Raw genomic sequence first — 18,917 nt, 5'->3', positions numbered from 1 at the left:
GGGGGCATTTCCTCCCCCCGCCGGGCAAACTGCCGCCCGGTCTCACGCCCGCATCCGAGGCACGCCCCGTACCGGTCCGCCGCCCGGGGCGATGGCGGCTGAGAGCCACCGACGCGGGCACCGCCCCGTCCCCGGACCCGCCCAGTCAGCCACCGGGCGGGCCCCCGAAGGACGCCCCGGGATCGCTCCTAGGCCGCCGTGGACAGGTGGCGGCTAATGAGCACAAAATAGGAACATTGTCAAGAACGATGAGCCGAGGCGGGTCCTCCCTCCCCCGCAGAGGGGGGAGGGCGCGTGGCGGTTCGGTACTGCGAAGTGTGAACATCGTAGCCCGCAAGGAGGAGGGGAAACGCGATTCGATTTCGGAGCGTTAAGCTTAGGCTGAGAGGTCTAAATCCCTGCACTCATCTCGGCAGATGCGCGATCAGGATCCCCGCCAGCGTCAACGCGACGATCCCCAGAACCAACGACAGCAACCGCCAGAACATCAGCGGATCCCGCTCCAGCAGGGCGGGCCGGCGGGCGTCGGTGAAGGCCGGCTTCGGATAGCGCAGGTCGTGGATCAATTCCGATACGGTCTGATAGCGCTTGAACGGATCCGGATGCACAGCCTTCCGCAGCGCGCCGTCGACCCAAGCCGGGAGCAGCGGCCGCACGGTGAGCGCCGAGGCATAGCGCAGCCTGCGCTGGGCCGCCGGGCTGCGGGCCCGCGGCACGGCATCGCCGTAAGGCAGCCGCCCGGTCAGCATCTGATAGGCAATGACGCCCACCGAGAACACGTCGGAGGCCGCGATGGACGGCGCGCCGAGAAAGCATTCCGGCGCCGTGTACTGCACCGTCCCGAGGATTTCGGTGGGGTCGATCCGCGGATCGCCCTCGACGACGCCGGCGACCTGGGTGGCGCCGAAATCGATCACCTGCACGATCCCGCTTGAGTCGATCAGGACGTTGTCGGGCCGGAGGTCCTGGTGGACCATCTCCTTCCGGTGGAAAGCCTGCACGCCCTTCGCGAGTTGCTCCACGAGGCCGCGCACGGTCTCCAACTCGGGGGCGGCGTGGTCGCGCATCCACTGGGTCAGCGTCTGGCCCTCGACGTAGCGCATCACCGTGTAGAGGTGGCTGCGCCGCCGCGCCGGCGGCTGGGCCTTGAGCACGTGTGGGTTGTCGATCCGCCGGGCGATCCACTCCTCCAGGGCGAAGCGTTTGCGCTGGGCCGGATCTTCACGCAAATCGAGGGACAGCACCTTCAGGGCGACCCGCCCCCCGGTCTCGCCGTCCTCCGCGAGATAGACGCGGCTGCGCGGGCCGGAATGGAGAATCCGCAGGAGGCGGTAGCCGTCGAATTCGGCCGGCGGATCGAGCAGCGGCGCCGGATCGAGCCCCTCAACGTCGCCGAGGAGGTCGGCAGCCTCGCCCTCCGGCACGGCCTCGACCCGGACGATCTGGATCGTGAGGTTGTCCGGGCTGCCGGCCGCCAGTGCCGCCTCGACGATGGTGCGGGCCGCCGCATCGAGATCGTCCGCCGCCAAGATCGCGGCCACGACCTCCCGCGGCCGGACATGCTCGTGGACGCCATCCGTCGTGAGCACGAAGATGTCGCCGGCCTCGACGGCGAGCGTCTGGTAATCGATCTCCGCCCGGCCGGTCACGCCGAGGGCCCGGCCGAGATAGGATTCTGCAGCCGAGACCACCACGCGGTGATCCTCGGTGAGCTGTTCGAGGGACCGGCCCGAGACCCGCCAGATCCGGGCGTCGCCGACATGGAAGAGGTGGGCGGTCCGCCCCTTCAGGATCAGCGCGTCGAAGGTGGTGACGTAGCCGCGGTCGGCATCGTTGGGATCGAGGCCCCGCCGGGTCTGGGCGTAGAGCCAGGAATCGGCCGCCGCGATCACCCGCTGCGCGGCATGCTTCACCGACCACGTGTCGGGCGTGGCGTAATAGTCGCTGAGGACGCTCTTGACTGCGGTCTCGCTCGCCGCCGCGCCGGCCGCGCTGCTGCTGATCCCGTCGGCGAGCGCCACCGCGATGCCCTTCAGGCCGAGTGCGGGCTGCGCTGGCACGAGGGCGCCGTGGAAATCCTGGTTCTCGGCTTTTTGGCCGGCGGCACTGTGCTGGCCGATCGTGACCGTGAGGCCGCGGGCGGGTTCGGCGCTCAAGCGGCTGCCGCCGCGCTGTCGCCCCGGCCCCGATAGGACAGGGCCTCGGCAAGATGCAGCCGACGCACCTGCGCTTCGCCGTCGAGGTCGGCCAGCGTCCGGGCGACGCGCAGCGTGCGATGGAAGCCGCGGGCCGAGAGACGCATGCTCTCGGCGGCCTGCCGAATCAGTGCCGTCCCATCGGCGTCTGGGCTCGCGACCTGTTCGATCAGGTTCGCGGGACAGGTGGCGTTGGTGGTGGCCGCCGGCAGCCCGCGCTCGCCGAAGCGCGCCGTCTGGAGGGCGCGGGCCGCGGCGACGCGGGCGGCCGCTTCACGGGACCCTTCCGCAGGCGGAGGCAGGATCAGGTCGGCCGCGGTGACCGCCGGTACCTCGATGCGCAGGTCGATCCGGTCGAGGAGGGGCCCGGAAATCCGCGCTTGATATTGCGCCATGCAGCGATCGTTCGGGCCACGCCGGCAGGCGTAGCCCGGCTCCAGGCCCTGGCCGCAGCGGCACGGGTTCATCGCAGCGACCAGCTGGAAGCGGGCCGGATACGTCACCCGGTGATTGGCCCGGGCGATCATGACCTCGCCGGTTTCCATGGGCTGGCGCAGGCTGTCGAGCGCCTGGGGGTTGAACTCGGGCAATTCGTCGAGGAACAGCACCCCGCCATGGGCCAGCGACACCTCCCCCGGCTTTGCTCCGAGCCCGCCGCCGACCAGAGCCGCCATGGAGGCGGAATGGTGCGGCTGCCGGAAGGGCCGGCGGTTCGAGAGGGCGCCGTCCTTCAACGCGCCCGCGACCGACTGGATCATCGAGATGTCGAGCAACTCGCGCGGCCCGAGCGGCGGCAGGATCGAGGGCAGGCGGGCGGCCAGCATCGACTTGCCCGAGCCCGGCGGCCCGTTCATCAGCAGGTTGTGTCCCCCCGCCGCGGCGATCTCCAGGGCGCGCTTGGCGCCCTCCTGGCCCTTGATGTCGGCGAGATCCGGCAGTGGGCCTGCCTGACCCGCCACCGAGGGTTCCGGCCAGGCCATGACCTGGCTGCCCTTGAAATGGTTGGCGAGCTGGATCAGCGAGCGCGGGGCCAGCACGTCGAGATCGCCCCCGGCCCAGGCGGCTTCCGGCCCGGTCGAGGCCGGGCAGATCAGACCAAGACCCCGTGCCGCCGCCGCGATGGCCGCCGGGAGCACGCCGTTCACCGCCGTGATGCTGCCGTCCAGCGCGAGTTCGCCGAGCACGCAATAGCCGCCGAGCGCGTCCGCCGGGATCGCGCCGATCGCCGCCATCACGCCGAGCGCGATCGGCAGGTCGTAATGCGAGCCTTCCTTCGGCAGGTCGGCTGGGGCGAGGTTGACGGTGATGCGCTTGGCCGGCAGCGCGAGTCCGGAGGCGATCAGCGCGCCGCGCACCCGCTCGCGGGATTCGCCCACCGCCTTGTCGGGCAGGCCGACCACGTTGAACACCACCGAGCCCGGGATGATCTGGACCTGCACGTCCACCGCCCGCGCCTCGATGCCCTCGAAGGCCACGGTGGCGACGCGGGTGACCATAGGTGACGAATCCTCGACGCACGGAATGGCCTAGCTGTGCGGGAGAATCGCAGGGCGCTCAAGAGGATGCTCGGCCGAGCGGAACAGGACTGCCGCATTCCTGTTCAAAGTCGACACGCAATCGGATGGAGAACGCCCATGCATCGCGCCACGCCCTTTCTCGCCCTCGCGCTTCTGGCCGGCCTCGGCATCGCTGCCCGGGCCGACGAAAAGCTGGCGCCCGATCAGCAGGCCAAGGTCGAGGCCATGCTGAAGCAGGAGGGCTTCACCAAGTGGGACGAGATCGAACTCGACGACGGTATGATCGAGGTCGACGACGCCATCGATGCCAACGGCAAGAAGTTCGACCTGAAGCTCGATCCGAAGACGCTCGCCATCGTGAAGCGCAAGGCCGAGTAGGCAGCGCTTGCGTTCGGGGCACGGCCCGGCCATATAGCCGGCGGGGGGTTGGCGAGGGACGTTTCACTCGCCAACCGGGTCAGGTCCGGAAGGAAGCAGCCCTAACGAGACCGAGCGGGTCTTCGTCCAGCCTCCCACCTCATTCTCGCGCGGCAGCCCGATCCCGACCGGCATGGACGCTTCGACCGGCACGCCTGACGACGAGCCGGGCCTGCCCGGGTTTGCAGCGCCCGCCGCTGCAGCGACGCCCTACCGGGTCCTCGCGCGCAAATACCGCCCTACCCATTTCGGCGACCTGATCGGCCAGGAGGCGATGGTCCGCACCCTCGCCAACGGGTTCGCGGCCAACCGCATCCCGCAGGCCTGGATGCTGACCGGCGTGCGCGGGGTCGGCAAGACCACCACGGCCCGCATCCTCGCCCGCGGCCTCAACTACGCCCTCGCTGGCCAGCCCGAGACCGGCCCGACCGTGGCGATGCCGCAACTCGGCCTGCACTGCGCGGCCATCATGGAATCCCGGCACATGGACGTGCTGGAGATGGATGCCGCGTCGCATACCGGCATCGACGACGTACGCGCGATCATCGACGGCATCCGCTACGGACCAGTCTCGGCGCGCTACAAGGTCTACATCGTCGACGAGGTCCACATGCTCTCCGAGAAGGCGTTCAACGCCTTCCTGAAGACGCTGGAGGAGCCGCCGCCCCACGCGAAATTCGTGTTCGCAACCACGGAGATCCGCAAGGTCCCGGTGACGATCCTGTCCCGCTGCCAACGGTTCGACCTGCGCCGGGTCGAGGCGCCGGTCCTGCACGCGCATCTCGCCAAGGTCTGCGCGGCCGAGAAGGTCGAGGCGGAGGACGAGGCGTTGGGCGCGATCGTGCGCGCCGCGGAAGGATCGGTGCGCGATGCGCTCTCGCTCCTCGATCAGGCCATCGCGCACGGCGCCGGGGCCGTCACCGCGCAGAGCGTGCGCGACATGCTGGGGCTCGCCGACCGCGCGCGGATCCTCGACCTGTTCGAGGCGGTGATGCGCGGCTCCGTGCCGGCGGCCTTTGCGGAGTTGCGGGCGCAGTACGATTCCGGCGCCGACCCCTCGGTGGTGCTCTCGGACCTCGCGGCCTTTACGCATCTCGTCACCCGGCTGAAGGTGGTGCCCGAAACCGCCCAGGACCCGACGCTCAGCGAGACCGAACGCGTCCGGGGCGGCCAGTTCGCCGAGAAGCTCTCGATTCGCGCCCTGTCGCGGGCGTGGCAGATCCTGCTCAAGGCGATCCCCGAAGTGCAGGCCGCGCCGCGCCCCCTGGCGGCGGCCGAGATGGCGATCGTGCGCCTCGCCTACGCGGCCGACCTCCCGACTCCGGACGAGGCCCTGCGCCAGCTCAAGGCCGAGGCCGCCGCAGCGCCCGCTGACGAGCCGCCGGCGCTGGCGCGCCCGGCGCTGCCGCCGATCCCGGACCTGCGCGGGGGCGGCTCAGCGGCACTGGCGGCCGCGCCCCGGACGATGTTGGCGGAACCGATCCTTGAGGCTGCTCCGGTGGCGATGGCCGCCCCCGTCGCGCCACCCGCCCCCGTCGCGCCGCCGACACCGCGGCTCGGCCGGTTCGAGGATCTGATCGCGCTGGCGGATGCCAATCGCGATATCCTGCTGCGAACGGCGCTTGAGCGGGATGTCCATCTGGTGCGCTTCGAGGAGGGGCGGATCGAGTTCCGCCTCGCTCAAGGGGGGCGGGCGAGCCTCGCCACCGACCTCGCGGCCGCGATCGAGCGCTGGATCGGGCGGCGTTGGATCGTCGCGCTCTCGAAAGAGGCGGGCGAACCGACCCGCGATGCGGCGGCCCGGGCCGTGGTCGAGACGCGCCGGGAGAACGCCGCGGCCGATCCGTTCGTGCGCGAGGTGCTGACGCGCTTTCCCGGCGCCGAGATCGTCGACGTGCGCGACACCGCCGCTGCGGCTTTGCCCACCCCCGAGCAGGAGATCCTCGGCGAGAGCGACGCCGCCCGGGTGGATGAGCTCGGGGACGACGAAAGCTGAGGCTCCGGCCGGCCATAGCTGGCGGGCCGGCCGGCTCGTACCCAGATCAGACGACGACAGAACGGGGAGAGATCCGCATGCGTGACCTGATGGGCATCATGAAGCAGGCCCAGGCCATGCAGGAGAAGATGGCCAACCTGCAGGCCGAGATGGATCAGATCGAAGTCGCCGGCGCCTCTGGCGGTGGCTCGGTGCGGGTCACCATGACGGCCAAGGGCCAGATGAAGGGGATCACGATCGATCCGTCCCTGATGGTTCCGGACGAGCGCGAGATCCTGGAGGATCTGGTGGTGGCGGCCTGCAACGATGCCCGCGGCAAGGCGGAAGCGACGATGCAGGAGCACATGGCCGAGCTGACAAAGGGGCTGCCCCTGCCGCCCGGGATGAAGCTGCCGTTCTGAGCGGAGCCTGTTCGGCCGATAAACTGCGTCTTCGACGCCGCGTCTCCCTCCCCGGAGAGCCTACGATATTCACACATCTCCGGTGGATGCCACCGCTGGCGTGAGGGCGCGACCAGCCCCCTCTCCCTCCAGGAGAGGGGGCCCGCGCCTTATTCGAGAGCCCCAAGGGCCGATCGGGATTTGTGAATCCGGTAGCCCGCGCGGGAAAGTGGACCTGTCGCGCTAGCCGTCGAGTTCGGGGTACCGCCGGAAAATGCCGTCCTCGCTGAACGGGATTCGGCGCTCGCTCGCCAGATAGGCGGCGATCCGCGGGCGCCGCGCCACGGTGTCGTGCAGCCGTTCCACACAGGGCGCAGCTTGTAGCGCCGCCGACGTCCCCTTCGGGAAGGCGTAGGTTAGCCCATCGACGAGCTGGAACAGCGACAGGTCGGCGTAGGTCAGATCCGCGCCGACCAAGTGCGCACCGCCATTGGCGGACAGAACACGCTCGAAATAGCCGAAAAACTTCGGCATCCGGGTCGTCCGGAACCCGGCCGCCCGGCGCAGAGCCTCGGGCTTCTGATCGGTGTAATAGAGATCGACGCCGAGCGGATGGTGGGTGTCGTGCACCTCGTCCACGGCGTCCGCGATGGTGAGCTGAAGCTGGTGCGTCCAGATCCGGTCCCGCTCGCCGTTGCCCGCCAGACCGAGGCGCTGGCCGAGATGCAGCAGGATCGCGGCCGTCTGCCCGATCACGCGATCACCGTCGCGCAGGAAGGGCGGCGCGAAGGGCGGGCGCGGGTTCGCAGGGTCCGACAGGCGATCCAGCATCGGACCGATTCCACCGGCATCGTCGTCCTGGCGGGCGACGTCGACATAGTCGGCGCCAGCTTCTTCCAGGGCGAGGCGGACGAACTCGCCGCGCCCCTGGATCATCGGCCAGTAGTGAAGCTCGTAGGGCATCGCCAACTCGCTTCTGACCTGAGAGATGCCGGCTCAGTTGCCCGCAGCACTGTCCTCGGCGGTCTTATCGACCGGCGGCTCGGCGCTGGCGACGGCCTTGTGGAGCAGCATCGGCTGGAGACGCTCGGCGAGCTGCTGGTCGAGATGCTTGACGTAGGCGCTCTTGAAGTAGCGTTCGCCGGTCTTCGCTCCGTAGAGCCGGTCATGCGCCTGGATCATCGCGGCGACCTCCGGGCGGCAGAGAAAGCCCGTGATGCCCACGGCCTCGTACCAGCGGCCGGCACGCGCCTCGGCGGTGGCCTTGGGGTTCGACAGGACCGTGTCGGCGAAGCAGACCGTCGCGGCCTGCCGTAGCGGAGCCAGCGTCTTCTCGGCCTCGGCTTGGTTCACCGTCGGTGCGGCCGGGTGTCGATGCGGGCGCGCCTGCGCCGTCGAAACGAGCGCGAGGAGGGTGAGGGACGCGAGGATCGAAGTTTTCATGCGGCGGCCTCGTCGGGGATCCGAACCGCGTTCAGCATTCCCTCATGATTGCGTCGGGAACGCGGCTGGCTCGGCACTTGGGCGGCCGCATTTCAGGCTGGATCTCGATCGTTCCATGACAGGATGTCGCAGCCTAAGCGGCGGCGCTCGGCGCTTCGATGGCCGCGGCATTCGGGTGTGCCAGCCTTGAACCCGTACCGGCCGAGCCGCCTGCGCATCGTGGTGGGAATGGTACCCGGATCAGGCCGTCCGCGAGGGCGGCTTCATGGCCGCGCGTAAAGCTCCATTCAGCACGGTAAGCAGGTCGCACCCGGCATGCAGGAAGGTCTGCACGCCCGCCTGCTTCAGCGGCTCGGCCAGGTCGGCCGGCTTTCCCGCGAGGTAGATCACGCCCGCGCCAGCCCGCGCCAGGGCCTCCGCGGTTTCGACGGCGCGCTCGGCATAGATCGCGTCGGTCGAGCAGATGCAGGCGAGCGAGGCTCCGGATTCCCGGAACGCCGCCGCTGCGGATTCGGCATCGGGGAAGCCGTCATTCGACAGGGCTTCGATGCCGCCGGCCGCGAAGGCGTTGGCCGCGAAGGTCGCCCGGGCGTTGAACGCCGCCACCGAACCGAGGTTGGCCAGGAACACGGCCGGCCGGCGGCCGGCCGTGGCGTGATAGGCATCGGAGGCGTCGCGCAGGGCCTCGTAGGGCTCCGCGAGGCGCTGGGACGGCAGGGCATCGCAGGCGACCGCCGAACCGGGCCCAAAATTGGACCCGAGGGGCGGCGCGACCTTCGGCACGTCGAGCACCGTGACCGGCTTCTCGGCGAGGTTCGGAAATTCGCTGGCGCCGGTGAGCGCTTCCCGGCGGGTCGCCACGGCTTTCGTGCGCGTCTCGCGGATCGCTTCGATCCGCCGCTGCAGCTTGCCGACGCTGAGGGAGGCGACGATGCCGCCCTCGGTCTCGATCGCCTGGAACGCCGCCCAGGCGGCCTCGGCGATCTCCGCTGTCAACGCCTCGAACCCACCGGCGCCCGCCGCAGGATCGATGACGCGGGCGAGGTGTGATTCCTCGAGCAACACGATCTGGCTGTTGCGACCCACGCGCCGGGCGAAGGCATCCGGCAGCCCGAGCGCCTGCGTGTAGGGCAGGACCGCCACGCTGTCGGCGCCGCCCATCCCTGCCGAGGCCGCCGCCATCCCGGTGCGCAGGATATTCACGAACGGGTCGCGCTTGGTCATCATCCGCCACGCGGTCTCGGCGTGGAGACGCAGCGGCTTCGGCTCGAGCCCGCAGGCCTGCTCGACCCGCGCCCAGAGGCGCCGCAACGCGCGGAACTTCGCTACCGTGACGAACTCGTCGGCATCAGCCGCCAGCAGGAATGCGATGCGCGATCGGGCCGTGTCGAGGTCGTGTCCGGCGGCTTCGAGGGCGCGGAGATACGTCACCGCGGTGGCGAGCACGGCCCCCAGCTCCGCCGCCTCGCCGGCCCCGGCCTCATGATACGGGCGCCCGTCGGCCAGGAAGGCCCGTCCCCGGAAACCCGCCGTCTCCAGCTCTGCCGCGATCCCGGCCAGCCGCGGAGCGATCTCGCTCCAGACGGCGCCCAGGCTGCCGGACGCTGCCAGCACGCCGACGGGATCGATCCCGAGATCGACATCGTAGGTCGCCAGATCCTCGCCGCGCCGCTCGGCCAGCGCCTTGACGAGGTGGGCCGCTTCGAGCCCCCGGCTGCCGGCATCTACGCGCAGGTTGATCAAGGGCAGCATCACGCCCGTCAGCGCGGCGTCGAGGTCCTCGACGCTCGCAACCGTCACTCCATAGCCGCGTGCGCTGGGGGCACCCGCGAAGGCCATGACGAGCGCGTCCGCGCCGCCTTCGAGATCGGTCAGCGCCTGGGCGTTGGCGGTTGCGATATCCGGATGATCCATCCGCTGGGCGATCCGCCACGGACCAGGCTCGCGCACCGGTTGGGCGATCGGCGCGGCCGAGCTGTAGAGCGGCTCGATCCGGAGCCCATCTGCCGTCCGGGAGACCAGCCGTTGCTCGAAATCGGCGCCCTTCAGGACGCCTTCGACGAGGCCGAGCCAGCGCGCCCGGTCAGCGGGCTCGAAGAGTTCGGCGAGCGGTCTGTCTTCCATCGGATCGTCCCAGAACGCGACGTCTCGAGCGCCGCTTTCATGGGATTGCCTCGCATGCCGCCTCGCCGGTGGCAATCGCCCGAAGGTTGAGGAAAGCTTGAGCCCCGCGTGAGCCAGTTTTGACGCAATTGGATTCCGGTTGTCCGCCCTGGTCGAACGGCCGGCCGCATCAACCGAAAATGATCAGGCCCGCAAAACCGAGTGCGCCAACGATGATCCGCCACCACGCGAACAGCCAGAAGCCGTGCCGGGAGACGTAATCGAGCAGCAGCCGCACCACGAGCAGCGCCGAGATGAACGAGACGACGAAGCCGATCGCGATCAGGCCGACATCGTCACTCGACAGATATTTGTAATTGTCCAGCAGGTCCTTGGCGAACGCGCCCGCCATGGTGGGCATGGCGAGGTAGAACGAGAACTCGGTGGCCGAACGCTTGTCGGCCCCCATCAGCATCGCCCCCACGATGGTGGCGCCGGAGCGCGACACACCGGGGATCATCGCCAGACACTGGAAGATGCCGATCTTCAGGTCCATCGGCAGCGAGAAGTCGTAAACGTCGGTCTTGCGGACCTTCAGGTCGGTGTCGTCGATGACGAGCAGCACGAGGCCGCCCGCCACCAGGGTCGCGCAGACGATCCAGGGGTTGAACAGATACGCCTTGATCACCTTCGAGAAGAGGCCGCCGATGATCGCGGCCGGCAGGAACGCCACCAGGATGCCCAGCACGAAGCGGCGGGCCTTGGGATCGTTCGGCAGCGCGGTGGCGATGCCCAGCAGGCGGCGGAAATAGACCAGCAGGATCGCCAGGATCGCGCCGAGCTGGATCAGCACCTCGAAGGTGTTGTTGGGCGAGTGGAACCCGATGAAATGGCCCACCAGCAGCTGGTGCCCGGTGGAGGAGACCGGAATGAACTCGGTCGCGCCCTCAACCAGCGCGAGCAGCACTGCCTTGCCGATGCTTACCGGATCCATCGTCACGTCCTGTGCCGCGGGCGCGCGCCGGCCCGTGCCGGGCACGCCGCGTTGCCTGTAGGGTTGGCCGGAGGGTTCGCCTATCAGGATTGACGGGCGGTTACCGATACCGGCTGCGCGTGTTAAGGGCTCGGCAACGGTCGGGCAATAACGCTCGGTCCGAAGTCCTGCGCGCCGAAGACCTGCGCTTCAGGACCCTCGCCGAGCGCGGGACCGACCGCGCTGCCCGACCGAACGTCCCAAACGGCCTCGATGGCGACCCTCTACCACTTCCCCTTCTGCGCGAATTCCCGGTTCATCCGTCTCGTGCTCGCCGAGATGGGCATGGAGCCGACTCTGTTCGAGGAACGGCCCTGGGAGCGCCGGGATGATTTCCTGCTGATCAATCCGGCGGGCGTCACGCCCGTGCTGCTGGAGCAGAACGGCCTCGTGGTGCCCGGCGCGGGCGTGATCGCCGAATACCTCGACGAGACCCGCGGGCTCGGCCTGACCGGACGTCGCCTGTTGCCGGACGATACGGTGGACCGGGTCGAGGTGCGGCGGCTGCTCGACTGGTTCCTAGTGAAGTTCGAATCGGAGGTGACGGGTTACCTCGTCAACGAGAAGATCTCGAAGCGTTTCATGGCGTCGAACCAGGGCGGTGGTCCGCCCGACATGAACGCGATCCGGGCCGCACGGGCCAATGTTCGCTATCATCTCAAATACATCGGCTACCTGATCGCACGCCGCCGCTGGATCGCGGGCGACAACCTGACCTATGCCGACCTCGCGGCGGCTGCCCACCTCTCCTGCGTCGATTATCTCGGCGACGTGCCCTGGGACGAGGACGAGATGGCCCGGAACTGGTACGCCCGGGTGAAGTCGCGGCCCTCGTTCCGGGGCCTGCTCGCCGACCGGGTCACCGGCATGCCGCCCGCCGCCCACTACGCGGATCTGGATTTCTGAGCCCCAGACGGACTTATATCGGCGCCGACCTGCGCCGCCTCGTCGAGACCCGGGCTCGGTCGCTGGGCTTCTGCGGCCTGCGCGTGACCCGGCCCGATCGCCTGCCGGATATGCCCGATCGCCTCGCGACCTGGCTCGCCGAGGGCGCCCACGGCACCATGGACTGGATGGCCGAGCGGGCCGACCAGCGCGCCCGTCCGACCGGTCTATGGCCGGGCCTGCGCAGCATCCTGATCCTGGCCATGAGCTACCGGCCCGAGCACGATCCGCTGGCGCTCGTGGCGCAAACAGAGCGCGGCGCGGTCGCCGCTTATGCCCAACGGCGGGATTATCACGAAGTTTTGAAGGGCAAGCTCAAAGAACTCGGCGGCTATCTGTCCGCCAAAGGTGATGTCCGGGTGAAGGTCTTCTGCGACACCGCACCGGTCATGGAGAAGACGCTGGCCGAGGCCGCCGGGCTCGGCTGGCAGGGTAAGCACACGGTGCTGATCTCCCGCGAGCACGGCAACTGGCTCCTCCTCGGGGCGATCTACACGAGCGCTGAGTTCGAACCCGACGCGCCCGGCCGCGACCATTGCGGCTCCTGCCGCGCCTGTCTCGACATCTGCCCGACGGATGCGTTCCCCGCGCCCTACCGCCTCGATGCCCGGCGCTGCATCTCGTACCTGACCATCGAGCATGCCGAGCCGATCCCCGCGGCGCTCCGCCCGGCCATTGGCAATCGGGTGTTCGGCTGCGACGATTGTCTCGCGGTCTGCCCGTGGAACAAGTTCGCCCGCACGGCCGCCGAGACCCGTCTTGCCGCTCGGACCGATCTCGCCGCGCCGCGGCTTGCGGATCTCGCGGGCCTCGACGACGCGGCTTTCCGGAGCCTGTTCGCCGGCACACCGGTCAAGCGGACCGGTCGCGACCGCTTTCTGCGCAACGTGATGATCGCGATCGGCAATTCCGGGTCGCCCGAGCTTGCCGAGATGGCGGTCGCACGGCTGACCGATGCGTCGCCGCTGGTGCGCGGCATGGCGGTCTGGGCCTGCGGGCAGTTGCTGGAGCCCGATACCGTCCGGACTCTGCATCGGCAGCACGGGGCCGGCGAGACCGATCTCCATGTTCGCGATGAATGGCGGGCCGCATCGGCTTGACGGGAGGCAGCCCCGGCGAGACATCCGGCGCATGAATCTCTTCGTCTTCGGCCTGGGCTTCACCGGCGGCCGCTTCGCCGAGCGTGCGCGCGACCGGTTCGACACCGTGCGCGCCACCGTCACCGAACCCGCAGCGGCCGAGCGCCTCGCGGCGGAGACCGGTTTCGCCATGCGCGCCTTCGGACCCCGGGCCGACGATCCGTGCATCGCCGCCGATCTCGCCGAGACCGACGTGCTCCTCGTCTCGGCGCCCCCCGGCGAGCAGGGCGACCCCGTGCTCAACCGCTACGAAGCGGCGATCAAGGCGAGCCGGATCGGCTGGATCGGCTACCTGTCGACCATCGGGGTCTACGGCGACAAGCAGGGCGCCTGGATCGACGAAGCCACGCCCGCAGATCCCCGCAGCACCCGCTCGAAGGTCCGGCTCGACGCCGAAGCGGCGTGGCTGGCGCTCGGTGCCGCCACCGGCAAGGCGGTGCAGATCTTCCGCCTGTCGGGCATCTACGGGCCGGGGCGCAACCCGATCGTTAAGCTGCGCGAGGGGCGGTCCCAGCGGATCGTGAAGGCCGGGCAGGTCTTCAATCGCATCCATGTCGACGACATCGCCACGACGCTGCTGGCCTCGATCGACCGGCCCCGGGCCGGGGCGATCTACAACGTCACCGATGATGAGCCGACCGCGCCCCAGACGGTCACCGAGCATGCCGCCGCCCTGACCGGGCTGCCGCTGCCCCCGGCGATCGATTTCGAGACCGCCGACCTCTCCCCGATGGCGCGGAGCTTCTACGGCGAGAACAAGCGCGTGCGGAACCGGCTGATCCGCGCGGAACTCGGCGTCGATCTCGCCTATCCGACCTACCGCGAGGGTCTTGCGGCGCTGAAGGATCAGTCCTGATCAGGCTTCGAGGTGGCGCGGCCGGATGAGGCGGCGGAGCAGCCCGCCGCGCGGACCGGCCAGCATCGAGGCGAGGTAGAGCGCTCCGGCAGCCAGCACGATGGCCGGACCGCTCGGCAGGTCGTATTGATACGACAGGCTGAGCCCTGAAACGCTCGCCAAGGCGGCGATCAGCATCGAGACCGGGATGAGGCCGCCCAGATCGCGGGCCCAGAACCGGGCCGCCACCGCCGGGAGCAGCATCAACCCGACCGCCAGCAGGGTCCCCAGAGCCTGGAAACCGCCGACGAGGTTGATCACCACCAGGGCCAGGAAGGCGAGATGGACCGGGCCGCCACTGCGGCTCACCGTGCGCAGAAACAGCGGATCGACGCATTCCATCACCAGCGGCCGATAGATCACCGCGAGTGCCACCAGGGTCAGGGTGCTGATGCCGCCGAGCAGCCACAGGGCGGCATCGTCCAGCGCGAGGACCGAGCCGAACAGGAAATGCATCAGGTCGATCTGCGAGCCGCGCAGCGAGACCAGCAGCACGCCGCCCGCCAGGGAGATCAGGTAGAAGGCCGCGAGGTTGGCATCCTCCCGCACCGTCGTGGCGCGGGTAACGGCGCCCGCGAGCAGCGCCACCGCGAGGCCTGCGACGAGGCCGCCGAGGGTCATCGCCGGCAGCGACAGCCCCGCGACCAGGAAGCCGGCGGCGGCGCCCGGCAGGATGGCGTGGCTCATGGCGTCGCTCATCAGGCTCATGCGGCGCAGCGTCAGGAACACGCCCACGGGCGGCGCCGAGACGGACAGCGCTAGGCAGCCCGCCAGCGCCCGGCGCATGAAGCCGAATTCCACGAACGGCGCGACGAGGGACCCGAACGGATCGATCACGCGGCGTCCTCGTGGTGATGATGGCCGTGTGCGCCGTGATCATGCGTACTGTGGTCGTGTGCAGCTTCGGCCCGCGGCCCGGCGCAGATCGGAGCGCCCTCGTCCCACGCCTCGGAGAGGTTGCGGGCGCGGGCGAGGTTCTCCGATGTCAGCACCCGGGCCGTCGGCCCCCAAGCGATGGGCTCGCGGGCCAGGAGCAGCGTCGCCGGGAAATGCGCGCGCACCTGCGCGAGGTCGTGCAGCGCCGCGACGATCGTGCGGCCCTCCGCGTGCCAGGTTCGGATCAGCACCAGCAGATCGTCCACGGTCCGGTTGTCGATCCCGGTGAACGGCTCGTCGAGGAGGATCACGGAGCAATCCTGGAGGATCAGCCGGGCGAACAGGGCCCGGCGGAACTGCCCACCCGAGAGCGTGCCGATCGGCCGTGCCTCGAACCCGGCGAGGCCGACCGCCGCGAGCGCGGCCTCGACAGCGCCCCGCTGCCGGATGAGGCTTCGCCACGCACCGGCCCGCCGCCAGAGGCCCATCCCGGCCAGGTCCAGCACGCTCAGCGGGAAGCTGCGGTCGATCTCGTCGGCCTGCGGCATGTAGGCGACGGCCTCGCTGCGCTCGATGCGCCCGTCGAGGCAGGGGATCTCTCCGGCCATGCCCTTGAGCAGCGTCGACTTGCCGGCCCCGTTCCGCCCGACCAGGGCCAGCAGATCGCCGGCGCGCACGGTCCCGTCGAGATGGTGGATGGCCGGATGCCGATCGTAGCCGAGGGTCAGGCCGACGAGGCGAATGGGATCCTGGATTTGCGACCCGGAACTCATGTCGCCAGCGCCCAGGCGATCGTCAGCCAGACCAGAGCGGAGAGACTGCCGGCGAGCGCCAGGCGCGGGCCGATCCCGCTCTGGAACAGGGACCGCCGGGCCGCGCGTCTGATACGGGAACTGGTGGGCAAGGCGTCCTCGTCGCGCGCGGGCCGGCGCGGGGCGGGTGCGCGGAATGTGCGGGAGACTGGTGCGGTCCGGTCTGGCGGTGATACACTGTAACAAACCCGCGGGACAACCTGCGGATCTGTGATGGGAGCCATCATGCACCGCCACGAGGGGCACGACGCATGTCGGTCCGACGCCCCCGACATGCTCGCCCGGGCGGAGGCCCTCTGCCGCGAACGTGGGCTGCAGTTCACGCCGCTGCGCCGCGACGTGCTGGAAGCGGTGGCCGAGTCCGACAAGGCGCAGGGCGCCTACGACATCGCCGAGCGCCTCAGCGCACCGGGCAAGCGCGTGGCGCCGGTCTCGGTCTATCGCGCCCTCGATTTCCTGATGGAGCAGGGGCTGGTCCATCGGATCGCCAGCCGCAACGCCTTCATCCCCTGCGCGCACGGCCACGCCCCCGGGGAGGGGGTCATCTTCCTGATCTGCCGCAGCTGCGGCGCGGTCGACGAGACGTCCTCGGCGGATGTGGAAGGCGGCCTCGAGCGGACGCTGGAGCGGGCCGGCTTCACCCCGACCCACAGTATCCTGGAGGTCGAGGGCGATTGCGGCGCCTGCCGGGAGCGGGAGCGCACGCCCTGACCGTGCCTCCGGCGTTCTAGAACGCGTTCCGGTAGGCCCGGCGCGAAATCAGCGTCTGGATCATGATCTGGATGTCGAACCAGATCGACCAGTTGTCGATGTAGTGGAGATCGCAGGCGACGCGGCGCTCCATGTCGAGATCGGTCAGCGTCTCGCCGCGGAAGCCGTTGACCTGCGCCCAGCCGGTGATCCCCGGCCGGACATTGTGGCGGCGGGCGTAGAGGGCGATCCGCCGCTCGAAGCTCCGGTCATGCGCGAGCGCGTGGGGGCGCGGCCCGACCAGCGACATCTCTCCCAGCAGGACGTTGAGGAGCTGGGGCAACTCGTCGAGATTGGTCCGGCGCAGGATCGCGCCGGTCCGGGTGATCCGGCTGTCGTTGCGCGTGGCCTGCCGGAACACGGCGCCCGTCTCCGTCCGCATCGAGCGGAACTTGAACACGCCGAAGGGCTGCTGATTGAAGCCGTAGCGCTTCTGGCGGAAGAAGACCGGCCCGGGGCTGTCGACCTTGATCGCCAGCGCGATCACGGCGAGCAACGGCGAGAGCGCGACCAGGGCGATCGTCGCCACCGTGAGGTCGAGCGCCCGCTTCAGCACGATCTCGCCGAGGTTGAGCGGCCGGCGGCCGATATTGATGCCGGAGACGCCGCCGACCCGGGCGACCTGCAGGTCGGGGAAGCGGTCGAGCATCGCTCCGGGCCGCAGGTGCAGAGCCGAGGGCACCCGCAGGAAGGCATCGATGCAGCGCTCGACTTCGGCGTTGTCGGTCCACGGCACGAGGACGAACACGTCGTCCGGCCGCAGGAAGCGCACCACCGAGACGGCGAGGTCGAGATCCTCCTGCAACTGATCGTGCCGGGCTGCATTGTCCGCACCCGAATCGACGCGGCGCAGGTAGCTCGTGCCGACGATCCGCAGGCCGAGCTGGTCGATCGCGTTGCTGGCGTAGAAGCGGGTGATGTCCTCCTCGTAGCCGACGAGATGAACGCGGCTGACCGAGGCCGAGCTGGCCGTCAGGCGCTGACGCACGAGGCGCGTCACTGCCACGCGGCTCAGGATCAGGACCGGCAGCCCGACGAAGAAGGATCCGAACGAGACGAGGCGCGAATACTCTCCTGTGGTCTTGGTCATGAACCCGACGACCAGCACGGCGGCCCAGGCCACCAGCCACAGGGAGGCCACCCGCTGGACGAACGGCTTCTGCGCGATCACGGTGTCGAGGCTGTACTCCGCACGCAGGGCATTCGTGGCCACGACGATCAGGCCGAGGAGTGCGGCGAGTTGCAGGCCGCGGATGCTGCCGGCGCCGAATTTTCCCTCCTGGTAGGCGATCTCGTAGGTGGCCTCCATGAACAGGGTGACCGCCAGGATGGCCGCGAAATCAGTGGCGGCGAGGGCCGACGATAGAGCGGCCCGCGCTGCCGCCCGCCCGCGGCGGGGCAGCAGGCCGGACCAGACGCTGCGACGGCGCTCGGCCGGGCTCGGCAGGGGCTGGAACGCTTCCGGGATCCGTTGATGAAACATCTGGCGCGCCACGTCCCGTCATGATCGGACTTTGTGCCAGTCTGAAACGAACGCGCGTTCCAGTGCCGGCCTGTGCCGGTGGCGGAGCAAGCGGCAGGCCGCGTGCGTGAACAACCTAGCCCTACGACGATGGCCGACCTAGTCCGCATCCTATGAAGCGGTAATGAACGATGAACTGAAATCCGGTATTCACCTCACCGGAGTCTTAAAAAATTTGTTTCTGGACTATGCCTGCGGCCGGCATCACAATTCCGGCACGTTACTTTAGCAAGGGCGCACAACCGAAGGAGATGGCGAACAGCCGTCCGGCCTGATCTTGGGACGCGGCCGCAATAGTGCCGCGTCGGCTAACACATGTGCTTCCTATCGCCGTGCAGTCGTCCGGCCGTGCCGCCGACACATAGGGCGTGGACCGGCCGCCGCAGCGGCGGCCGGTGTCGTGGAGGCGGCCCGTCTCGTTCGGTCAGACGGCGTCCGCGTGTTGCGGGGTGGTGCTGCTCGATCCGCCCACCTTCTGGATCGCCTCGAAGCCTTCGAACTGCGGATGGCCCAAATAGAGCGGCTTGGTCGAGGGGACGCGGCCATGAGCCTTCCGGAACTGCTCCGAACGGGTCCAGGCCTCGAAATCGTCCCGCGATCGCCAGATCGTGTGCGATGCGTAGAGGACGTGGTCCTCATGCTCCGGCCCACGCAGGAGATGAAATTCGACGAAGCCGGCCATCTCACCGAGATGGCTGTCGCGTCCAAGCCAGACGGCCTCGAAATCCGCAGTCGCGTCCTTGACGACCTTGAAGCGGTTCATCGCGATGAACATGTCATTCTCCTCTGCCTGCAGAGTCTACTAGGGTTTCGGCGGCTTTAGCGAGCCCCGGCGCGGCTACAGGGCGCACCCGAGAAACGCTCCAGAGATAACCGCGGGCATTTGAGCAACAA

18 protein-coding genes and 1 other RNA gene are annotated in these 18,917 nt (G+C 69.4%); 8 read left to right on the top strand and 11 right to left on the bottom strand.

Features of this window, described 5'->3' with window-relative positions:
• Positions 1 to 404: 404 nt before the first annotated feature.
• Positions 405 to 2,156, bottom strand: coding sequence for a bifunctional protein-serine/threonine kinase/phosphatase (locus MKK84_RS20220; protein ID WP_243922865.1), 1,752 nt, complete (start codon positions 2,154 to 2,156; stop codon positions 405 to 407).
• Entirely contained in the window at positions 2,153 to 3,691 is a 1,539-nt protein-coding gene (locus MKK84_RS20215) for a YifB family Mg chelatase-like AAA ATPase (RefSeq protein WP_243922863.1), read from the bottom strand. The genes MKK84_RS20220 and MKK84_RS20215 overlap by 4 nt, the downstream gene beginning before the upstream one ends.
• A gap of 138 nt (positions 3,692 to 3,829) precedes the next feature.
• Here MKK84_RS20215 and MKK84_RS20210 point away from each other — a divergent pair, with 138 nt between their 5' ends.
• The 4 genes from MKK84_RS20210 (at position 3,830) to MKK84_RS20195 (ending at position 6,526) form a co-directional block, all read left to right on the top strand.
• A complete protein-coding gene (locus MKK84_RS20210) occupies positions 3,830 to 4,090 on the top strand; it encodes a PepSY domain-containing protein (protein WP_243922861.1) in 261 nt (86 codons plus the stop codon).
• A gap of 41 nt (positions 4,091 to 4,131) precedes the next feature.
• Positions 4,132 to 4,230, top strand: an RNA gene (ffs, locus tag MKK84_RS20205) — signal recognition particle sRNA small type.
• A gap of 32 nt (positions 4,231 to 4,262) precedes the next feature.
• Positions 4,263 to 6,125, top strand: a complete 1,863-nt coding sequence (locus tag MKK84_RS20200) for a DNA polymerase III subunit gamma/tau (protein WP_243922860.1) — start codon at positions 4,263 to 4,265, stop codon at positions 6,123 to 6,125.
• 77 nt (positions 6,126 to 6,202) lie between these two features.
• Positions 6,203 to 6,526 (top strand): YbaB/EbfC family nucleoid-associated protein, encoded by a 324-nt coding sequence (locus MKK84_RS20195; RefSeq protein ID WP_243922858.1) that lies wholly within the window; start codon positions 6,203 to 6,205, stop codon positions 6,524 to 6,526.
• Positions 6,527 to 6,748: 222 nt separating this feature from the next.
• Here MKK84_RS20195 and MKK84_RS20190 read toward each other — a convergent pair whose 3' ends face one another.
• The 4 genes from MKK84_RS20190 to MKK84_RS20175 form a co-directional block, all read right to left on the bottom strand.
• On the bottom strand, positions 6,749 to 7,468 hold the full coding sequence (locus MKK84_RS20190; protein WP_243922856.1) for a glutathione S-transferase: 720 nt from the start codon (positions 7,466 to 7,468) through the stop codon (positions 6,749 to 6,751).
• 33 nt (positions 7,469 to 7,501) lie between these two features.
• A complete protein-coding gene (locus MKK84_RS20185) occupies positions 7,502 to 7,948 on the bottom strand; it encodes a hypothetical protein (protein WP_243922855.1) in 447 nt (148 codons plus the stop codon).
• Positions 7,949 to 8,188: 240 nt separating this feature from the next.
• Positions 8,189 to 10,072: a methylmalonyl-CoA mutase family protein gene (locus tag MKK84_RS20180; RefSeq protein WP_243922854.1), complete on the bottom strand. Its 1,884-nt coding sequence runs from the start codon at positions 10,070 to 10,072 to the stop codon at positions 8,189 to 8,191.
• A 169-nt stretch (positions 10,073 to 10,241) separates the two neighbouring features.
• Positions 10,242 to 11,045 (bottom strand): undecaprenyl-diphosphate phosphatase, encoded by an 804-nt coding sequence (locus tag MKK84_RS20175; RefSeq protein ID WP_243922853.1) that lies wholly within the window; start codon positions 11,043 to 11,045, stop codon positions 10,242 to 10,244.
• 252 nt (positions 11,046 to 11,297) lie between these two features.
• Between MKK84_RS20175 and MKK84_RS20170 the strand changes: the two genes are divergently transcribed.
• Genes MKK84_RS20170 through MKK84_RS20160 form a run of 3 tightly spaced genes read left to right on the top strand, consistent with a single transcriptional unit; the run spans position 11,298 to position 14,024 of the window.
• Entirely contained in the window at positions 11,298 to 11,990 is a 693-nt protein-coding gene (locus MKK84_RS20170) for a glutathione S-transferase family protein (RefSeq protein WP_243922852.1), read from the top strand.
• A 29-nt stretch (positions 11,991 to 12,019) separates the two neighbouring features.
• Positions 12,020 to 13,129 (top strand): tRNA epoxyqueuosine(34) reductase QueG, encoded by a 1,110-nt coding sequence (gene queG, locus MKK84_RS20165; RefSeq protein ID WP_313899356.1) that lies wholly within the window; start codon positions 12,020 to 12,022, stop codon positions 13,127 to 13,129.
• Positions 13,130 to 13,160: 31 nt separating this feature from the next.
• Complete coding sequence (locus MKK84_RS20160) at positions 13,161 to 14,024, top strand: SDR family oxidoreductase (RefSeq protein ID WP_243922851.1); 864 nt, start codon at positions 13,161 to 13,163, stop codon at positions 14,022 to 14,024.
• Here the strand turns inward: MKK84_RS20160 and MKK84_RS20155 are convergent, their stop codons facing one another.
• Genes MKK84_RS20155 through MKK84_RS35510 form a run of 3 tightly spaced genes read right to left on the bottom strand, consistent with a single transcriptional unit; the run spans position 14,025 to position 15,843 of the window.
• Complete coding sequence (locus MKK84_RS20155; RefSeq protein WP_243922881.1) at positions 14,025 to 14,849, bottom strand: metal ABC transporter permease; 825 nt, start codon at positions 14,847 to 14,849, stop codon at positions 14,025 to 14,027.
• Positions 14,850 to 14,896: 47 nt separating this feature from the next.
• The gene (locus MKK84_RS20150) at positions 14,897 to 15,712 is read right to left on the bottom strand and encodes a metal ABC transporter ATP-binding protein (RefSeq protein WP_243922850.1); all 816 of its coding nucleotides are present in this window, start codon (positions 15,710 to 15,712) and stop codon (positions 14,897 to 14,899) included.
• The gene (locus MKK84_RS35510; RefSeq protein ID WP_267358555.1) at positions 15,709 to 15,843 is read right to left on the bottom strand and encodes a hypothetical protein; all 135 of its coding nucleotides are present in this window, start codon (positions 15,841 to 15,843) and stop codon (positions 15,709 to 15,711) included. Before MKK84_RS35510 ends, MKK84_RS20150 begins: the two co-directional genes overlap by 4 nt.
• A gap of 133 nt (positions 15,844 to 15,976) precedes the next feature.
• Between MKK84_RS35510 and MKK84_RS20145 the strand changes: the two genes are divergently transcribed.
• Complete coding sequence (locus tag MKK84_RS20145; protein WP_243922849.1) at positions 15,977 to 16,462, top strand: transcriptional repressor; 486 nt, start codon at positions 15,977 to 15,979, stop codon at positions 16,460 to 16,462.
• A gap of 16 nt (positions 16,463 to 16,478) precedes the next feature.
• On the opposite strand, the gene MKK84_RS20140 is transcribed toward MKK84_RS20145, so the two are convergent.
• Positions 16,479 to 17,984: an exopolysaccharide biosynthesis polyprenyl glycosylphosphotransferase gene (locus MKK84_RS20140; protein WP_243922848.1), complete on the bottom strand. Its 1,506-nt coding sequence runs from the start codon at positions 17,982 to 17,984 to the stop codon at positions 16,479 to 16,481.
• Positions 17,985 to 18,447: 463 nt separating this feature from the next.
• Entirely contained in the window at positions 18,448 to 18,798 is a 351-nt protein-coding gene (locus MKK84_RS20135) for an antibiotic biosynthesis monooxygenase family protein (protein ID WP_243922847.1), read from the bottom strand.
• Positions 18,799 to 18,917: the final 119 nt, after the last annotated feature.

This window comes from Methylobacterium sp. E-065, assembly GCF_022829605.1.
In the GTDB taxonomy this organism is placed as follows: Bacteria; Pseudomonadota; Alphaproteobacteria; order Rhizobiales; family Beijerinckiaceae; genus Methylobacterium.
The sequence above is the reverse complement of the archived record's forward strand: the minus strand, read 5'-3'. Positions and strand labels throughout refer to the sequence as shown.